The organism is Streptomyces sp. NPDC043853 (assembly GCF_056436025.1).
The window spans coordinates 315386-321961 of record NZ_JBWKDJ010000009.1 but is presented as its reverse complement, the minus strand read 5'-3'; the positions used below and the strand labels follow the sequence as shown (position 1 = coordinate 321961).

At 73.5% G+C, this 6576-nt stretch carries 6 protein-coding genes; 1 reads left to right on the top strand and 5 read right to left on the bottom strand.

Annotated elements, in window-relative coordinates:
- Positions 1-142: 142 nt before the first annotated feature.
- Genes AC067U_RS24540 through AC067U_RS24520 form a run of 5 tightly spaced genes read right to left on the bottom strand, consistent with a single transcriptional unit; the run spans position 143 to position 5660 of the window.
- A complete protein-coding gene (locus AC067U_RS24540; protein WP_478831899.1) occupies positions 143-1453 on the bottom strand; it encodes a DUF58 domain-containing protein in 1311 nt (436 codons plus the stop codon).
- On the bottom strand, positions 1453-2427 hold the full coding sequence (locus AC067U_RS24535) for an AAA family ATPase (protein WP_478831898.1): 975 nt from the start codon (positions 2425-2427) through the stop codon (positions 1453-1455). Before AC067U_RS24535 ends, AC067U_RS24540 begins: the two co-directional genes overlap by 1 nt.
- The gene (locus AC067U_RS24530; protein WP_478831897.1) at positions 2424-3686 is read right to left on the bottom strand and encodes a DUF4350 domain-containing protein; all 1263 of its coding nucleotides are present in this window, start codon (positions 3684-3686) and stop codon (positions 2424-2426) included. The genes AC067U_RS24535 and AC067U_RS24530 overlap by 4 nt, the downstream gene beginning before the upstream one ends.
- Positions 3683-4348, bottom strand: a complete 666-nt coding sequence (locus AC067U_RS24525; RefSeq protein ID WP_478831896.1) for a DUF4129 domain-containing protein — start codon at positions 4346-4348, stop codon at positions 3683-3685. The genes AC067U_RS24530 and AC067U_RS24525 overlap by 4 nt, the downstream gene beginning before the upstream one ends.
- A gap of 4 nt (positions 4349-4352) precedes the next feature.
- The gene (locus tag AC067U_RS24520) at positions 4353-5660 is read right to left on the bottom strand and encodes a DUF7847 domain-containing protein (protein ID WP_478831895.1); all 1308 of its coding nucleotides are present in this window, start codon (positions 5658-5660) and stop codon (positions 4353-4355) included.
- A gap of 224 nt (positions 5661-5884) precedes the next feature.
- Between AC067U_RS24520 and mtrA the strand changes: the two genes are divergently transcribed.
- A complete protein-coding gene (gene mtrA / locus AC067U_RS24515) occupies positions 5885-6574 on the top strand; it encodes a two-component system response regulator MtrA (protein WP_199922743.1) in 690 nt (229 codons plus the stop codon).
- The last annotated feature ends 2 nt before the right edge of the window (positions 6575-6576 follow it).

The following is a 6576-nucleotide window of genomic DNA, read 5'->3' as shown; positions in this document are numbered from 1 at the left end:
CTGCAGGGGGGACCCTGTGGGAGAGTAGGACGCCGCCGAACAATCATTGCGGGAAGCCCCGGACCTTATGGTCCGGGGCTTTTCTGCGTTCAGGGCCAGGAAGAAGGAAAGGCCGCCGCACACGCGGGGGCCTTTCGTGTCTCTACAGGCGGCCGGCGGCCTTCAGGGCCAGGTAGGCGTCGGCCAGGGACGGGGCCAGGGTGTCCGGGGTGGCGTCGACGACGGTGACCCCGTGGCGGGCGAGTTGATCGGCGGTGCGGCGGCGCTGGGACTGGGACTGGGTGGCTGCGGCGGCTTCGTAGACGGCGTCGACGGAGCCGCGGGCGCCGGCCATGGCCGCGACCCGGGGGTCGGCCACCGAGGCCAGGAGCACCGTGTGGCGCTGCGTGAGTTGAGGCAGGAGGGGGAGCAGGCCCTCTTCGATGGGGGCCGCGTCCAGGCTGGTCAGGAGGACCACCAGGGAGCGGCGCGGGGCGCTGCGGAGGATGGTGGAGACCAGGGTGCGGGCGTCCGTCTCGACCAGTTCGGGTTCGAGCGGGGCCATCGCGTTGACGAAAGAGGGGAGCGTGTCCGCGGCCGCACGGCCCTGCACGAGGGCGCGGGTGCGGCGGTCGTGGGCCAGGAGATCCACGCGGTCGCCGGCCCGGGTGGCCAGCGCGGTCAGGAGCAGGGCCGCGTCCATGGCGGCGTCCAGGCGGGGGGCGTCGCCCACCCGGCCGGCCGAGGTGCGGCCGGTGTCCAGGCAGATCAGGATGTGCCGGTCGCGTTCCGGACGCCAGGTACGGACGGCCACCTTGTGCTGTCGGGCGGTGGCGCGCCAGTCGATGGAGCGGGTGTCGTCTCCGGGGACGTAGTCCCGCAGGCTGTCGAACTCGGTGCCCTCACCGCGGGTCAGGACGCTTGTCCGGCCGTCGAGTTCGCGGAGCCGGGCCAGCCGGGACGGCAGGTGCTTGCGGCTGGTGAACGGGGGCAGGACACGGACCGTCCAGGGGACGAGGTGGCCGCCCTGCCGGGCCCAGAGGCCCAGAGGTCCGTACGAGCGGACGGTGATCCGGTCGGCCGTGCGGTCTCCGCGCCGGGTCGGGTGGAGGCGGGTGGTGAGCCGACGGCGTTCGCCTCCCGGCACGGTCAGGGTGTGCCGGGAGGCGGCCGTCTCCGTGCCGGGCAGCCAGCTGCTGGGCGGCCAGGCGTCACGGAGGCGGGCGCGGAGCTTGCGCCCGCCCGGGTTCGTGATCGCGAGGTGCACGTCGGCGCTTTCGCCGAGGCGGACCGAGGTGTCACCCGAACGTTCCAGGTGCAGGGTGCGGACGGGGGCGGCCAGGGCGCAGTCGACCGCGCAGGCCAGGGCCAGCGGGGCGTTGACCGCCAGGATTCCCGTCCAGCTGGGTTCGAGGATGCCGACGGGGATGCTGCCGAGGGCCGCCAGCAGGGCGGTGCGTCCGGTGAAACCCATCAGCGGGGGACGGGGACGAAGGACAGGACGGAGCTGAGCACGGAGTCGGCGGTGACGCCTTCCATCTCGGCTTCGGGGCGGAGCTGGACGCGGTGGCGGAGGGTCGGCAGGGCGAGCGCCTTCACGTCGTCGGGGGTGACGTAGTCGCGGCCGGTCAGCCAGGCCCAGGCGCGGGAGGTGGAGAGCAGGGCCGTGGCGCCGCGCGGGGAGACGCCCAGGGTGAGGGAGGGCGATTCGCGGGTGGCGCGGCAGATGTCGACGACGTAACCGGCGATCTCGGGGGAGACCGCGACACGGGCGACGGCCTGGCGGGCGGCCTCCAGGTCGGCGGGTCCGGCGACCGGGCGGACCCCGGCGGCCTGCAGGTCGCGCGGGTTGAAGCCGGCGGCGTGCCGGGTCAGGACGCCGATCTCGTCCTCGCGGGAGGGCAGCGGGACCGTCAGTTTCAGCAGGAAGCGGTCCAGTTGGGCTTCGGGAAGGGGGTAGGTGCCCTCGTACTCGACCGGGTTCTGGGTGGCGGCGACGAGGAAGGGGTCCGGGAGGGGACGGGGCACGCCGTCGACGGTGACCTGGCGTTCCTCCATCGCCTCCAGGAGGGAGGACTGGGTCTTCGGAGGGGTGCGGTTGATCTCGTCGGCGAGCAGCAGGTTGGTGAAGACCGGTCCGTTCTGGAAGGAGAACTCGGCGGTGCGGGCGTCGTAGACGAGCGATCCGGTGACATCGGACGGCATCAGGTCGGGGGTGAACTGGACGCGCTTGGTGTCGAGTTCGAGGGACGCGGCGAGGGCCCGCACCAGGAGGGTCTTCGCGACTCCGGGGACGCCTTCGAGGAGGACGTGGCCGCGGCAGAGAAGGGCGACGACGAGACCGGTGACGGCGGAGTCCTGGCCGACCACGGCCTTCCCGATCTCGGTGCGGAGCGCTTCCAGGGAGGCGCGTGCGTCGTCCGCGTGAGCGGTGGTCGGGGACGTCATGAGGTGCGGACCTCTCTTTCGAGGGCGTCGAGGTGGTCGGCGAGCGCGACGAGTGCCGCGTCGTCGGCGGGAGTGCTGCCGAACAGAAGGGACGTCAGGTCCCGTGCGGGGCCTGTGAGTCGGTGGGACACGGCGGGCAGCAGGGCGGCCGGGTCGTGGGCCCGGGAGGCCGGTACGGCGAGCAGTGCGGCGAGGCGTTCGCGGGTGGCGGCGCGCAGCACGTCGGCGGCACGGTCGCGGGCGTCGGCGCGGCGGTAGAGGCGGGCGCGGCCCTCGGTGGCCTCGGAGGCGCGGACGACGACCGGGAGGCGTTCGGTGACGAGGGGTCCGAGGCGGCGGCCGCGCCAGAGGGCGGCGACGGCGGCGGCGAGGGTGAGTTGGAGCAGGGCCCAGCCCCAGCCGGCCGGGATGAGCTCGAAGAAGGTCTTCTCCTCGGCGGTGCCGGTGCCGGTGGTTTCGGCGAGGGACGGCAGGTACCAGACGAGCTGGGGCCGGGAGCCGAGGAGTTGGAGGGCGAGGGAGGCGTTGCCCTCCTCGGCGAGGTTCTCGTTGCGGAGGAGGTCCGGGTTGCCGAGGAGGACGGTGTCGCCACCGCCGGCGGCGGGGAGGAGGAGCAGGGTGTGCCGGCCGCCGTCCGGATAGCAGCGGGTGGCCGCGGAGCCGGCGGTGCGGTAGCTGACGTCCCCTCCGGTCAGGGCGGAGCCTGCGGAGATGGCGGCGGGCAGCGTGCAGTCGGGCGGGCGGACGGCGCCGGGCCCTCCGGTGTCGCGGCTGTCGACGCCGGGGGCGAAGGTGCGGGCGGCGTCGCCGACGGGGGCGAGTAGGACGGTGCGGCCGCCGGAGCGTTCGGTGGCGGCGCGGAGTTCCTCGCGCCGGGCGGGGTCGAGGAGGTTCGGGGAGGCGACGAGCAGGGTGGTGTCGGATCCCGTGGCGCGGGCGGCCTCCTGAGCGGTGGTCACCACGCTGGTGATGACGCCGCGTTCCTTCAGCAGCTCGGCGACGGCGAGGCTGCCGGCCGGGTCGGCGGAGCGGGGGTCGAGGGCGCCGTGCCGGGTGCCGGACTGGAGTGCGGCGAGGACGATCCCGGCGGTGAGCAGGACGGCGAGGAAGATCAGGAATCCGCGGAAGCGGCGCCACAGGTCGGCGGGGCCGGGTGCGGTGGACGTGGTGACGGTGTCCGGGGCCGTGGGCGTCTTCCGGGCGGCCGGTGCGGCGGCGGCCGGGGCGTCGGCGGGAGTGGTGGGTGGGGTTCCGGTCATGCGGTCGCTCCCGTCGGCCCGGAGAGGACGGGCCTGGTGCGTTCGACCGCGGTGTCGAGGTCGCGGAGGCGCTCGTAGGCGGCCTGGTCGGCGGTGCGGCCGCCGTAGGTGACGTCGTCGAAGGCGCGGGCGGCGGCCCGGAGTGCTTCGGCGTGCCGGGGGAGGGACGTGGCCGCTTCGGCGGCGGCCTCGTCGGCGGTGCGGCCCGGGCGGGGGTCCAGCAGGGTGCGTTCCTCCAGGGAGCGCACGAGGGCACGCATGCGGTCCTGGACGGCTTCGGTCCAGCGTCCGGCGGCGGCGTGGGCCTCGGCGGCCGCGCGGTGCTCGGCGGCGGTGCGGTCCCGTTCGCCGAAGAGCGCGCCGGCGGTGACGGGGGACCGTTCGGGGGTGCCGAGGCGCCACCACAGCAGCGCGACGATCACCGCGACCAGCAGGACGATCACGACGATGCCCAGCGTGCCGCCGGGGGTCGCCCCGGCGGCCGAGCCGAACAGTTCGTCGATCCACTCGAAGAACTTCCGCAGCACGCGGGTGAACAGGTTCGGTTCGTTCTCGTGGTAGACGGGTTTCGACAGTTCGCGCTCGGCCGCCTCGCGGGCGGCCTCGCGCGGTGTCGTCACCGGTGGTGTCTCGCTGACGGGCAGTCCCCCCGGGCCGGTCACCGCATCAGCTCCCCGCGGTCGGCGGGGTGGTGCCGGGGGTGCCGCCGTAGCCCTCCACGCCCGCCGCGCGGGCGAGTTCCAGGTCCAGGGCTTCGCGCCGGATGCGCTGGTCGATGTAGAGGAGGGCGGTGACGCCGGCCTGCATCGGCATGACGATGGTCAGGGCGATGACGGCGCCGATCCCGGAGACGATCAGGAACGGCCAGCTGTCCACGGCGGTGCCCTCGACGAAGCCGGACAGGCCCTCGTCGGTGAAGAGGGAGCCGATCACGGCGAACACGCTCACGATGATCATCGCGACGAAGCCGGTGATGATGCTGGTGAGGACCGAGATGCCGAAGATCCGCCACCAGGCGCCGCGGACCAGTTTCGCGGACCGGCGCAGGGACTGGACGACGCTGCCGCGCTCCAGCATCAGCGCGGGCGAGGCCAGTGCGAACTTCACCCACAGCCAGGCGATGAGGACCAGCGCGCCGATGGCGCCGAGGGCGACGAGTCCGGCGCTGTCGACGAATGCGCCCGGCAGCATCAGGACGAGGGCGACGGCCAGCGCGCCGACCGTGAGGAGCAGGGTGAGCCCGGCGAGCTTGAGCAGGCGGGGCCGGGCCTCGCGCCAGGCGTCGCCGACGCTGGAGGGCCGGCCGAGCACCGCACGACTGAAGATCATCATGAGCAGGGCGGTCACGATCACCGAGCCGACCATCTGGATGAAGCTGTCGGCCAGGCTGACCAGCATGGAGTCGCCCAGGGCCGCGAAGGCCTCCTCGGGCGTGGCCGACTCGTCCGGTACGACGACGTACTCGGACAGCACCGTGCGCTGCAGGGTGATGCTGATCAGCTCGATCAGCACCGCCACGACCAGGGCGATGGGCAGGACCGAACGCCAGTGCGTGCGCATCGTGGTGACCGCGCCGTCCAGGATCTCGCCGAGGCCGAGCGGGCGCAGCGGGATGACGCCGGGCTTGGCCGCCGGGGGCTTGCCCCAGGCGCCGCCGGGGTAGCCGGACTGGCCGCCGTACGGGGTCCGGCCGGGCGGGCCGCCCGGGGCGGAGCCCCAGCCGGTACCGGGCTGCCTGGAGGGGGCGGGCGGCGGGGCCTGGCCGGCGTTCGGGTTCCCCCAGACACCGTCGGGGGGTGTGCCGGTGCCGGGCGGCGGCTGCTCCGCGGACCACTTGGTCCCGGGCCCGCCGGGCTGTGCCGGCTGATCGGGGTCTCCGGGCCGGTCGGACTGCGAGGGCTGCTGCGGCTGCTGCTGCCGGTCGCCCTCGGACGGGTCGGATCCGGGCGAGGCCCAGCCCGGAGAGTCGTTCATCGTCGCTCCTTCAGGGGTGCCCGTACATCAGGGGCGGGGCGCTGGTCGGCAGCCATCGTGCCACGAGTGATCTCCGGGCGGACCGGCCCGCCCCTGTACACCGGCTCCGCTCCCGCCTTCAATTGTCCCCTGGGGACGCGGCAGACTGGTCCGCCGATACCGGCATTCCCGCTGGTTGTCCCCGCTGTGTGCCAGCTCACGCCGGGTCTCGATTGGGTAATGGGATGATGTCAACCATGAAGGGACGCGTCCTTGTCGTCGACGACGACACCGCGCTGGCCGAGATGCTCGGCATTGTGCTGCGTGGAGAAGGTTTCGAGCCGTCGTTCGTCGCGGACGGCGACAAGGCCCTGGCTGCCTTCCGAGAGGCCAAGCCGGACCTGGTGCTGCTGGATCTCATGCTGCCCGGACGGGACGGCATAGAGGTCTGCCGGCTGATCCGCGCCGAGTCCGGCGTGCCGATCGTCATGCTGACCGCGAAGAGCGACACCGTTGATGTCGTCGTGGGCCTGGAGTCCGGGGCCGACGACTACATCGTCAAGCCGTTCAAGCCCAAGGAGCTGGTGGCCCGCATCCGGGCCCGGTTGCGGCGCTCGGAGGAGCCCGCGCCGGAGCAGCTGGCCATCGGTGACCTGGTCATCGACGTGGCCGGGCACTCCGTGAAGCGGGACGGCCAGTCGATCGCGCTGACTCCGCTGGAGTTCGACCTGCTTGTCGCGCTCGCCCGGAAGCCCTGGCAGGTGTTCACCCGCGAGGTGCTGCTGGAGCAGGTGTGGGGTTATCGCCATGCCGCGGACACCCGGCTGGTCAACGTGCACGTCCAGCGGCTGCGCTCCAAGGTCGAGAAGGATCCCGAGCGTCCGGAGATCGTCGTGACGGTCCGCGGCGTCGGATACAAGGCCGGACCGAGCTGAAC

Coding starts and splice junctions, on each gene's coding strand:
- AC067U_RS24540 (WP_478831899.1), bottom strand. CDS start 1,453: ATGGGTTTCACCGGACGCACCGCCCTGCTGGCGGCCCTCGGCAGCATC.
- AC067U_RS24535 (WP_478831898.1), bottom strand. CDS start 2,427: ATGACGTCCCCGACCACCGCTCACGCGGACGACGCACGCGCCTCCCTG.
- AC067U_RS24530 (WP_478831897.1), bottom strand. CDS start 3,686: ATGACCGGAACCCCACCCACCACTCCCGCCGACGCCCCGGCCGCCGCC.
- AC067U_RS24520 (WP_478831895.1), bottom strand. CDS start 5,660: ATGAACGACTCTCCGGGCTGGGCCTCGCCCGGATCCGACCCGTCCGAG.
- mtrA (WP_199922743.1), top strand. CDS start 5,885: ATGATGTCAACCATGAAGGGACGCGTCCTTGTCGTCGACGACGACACC.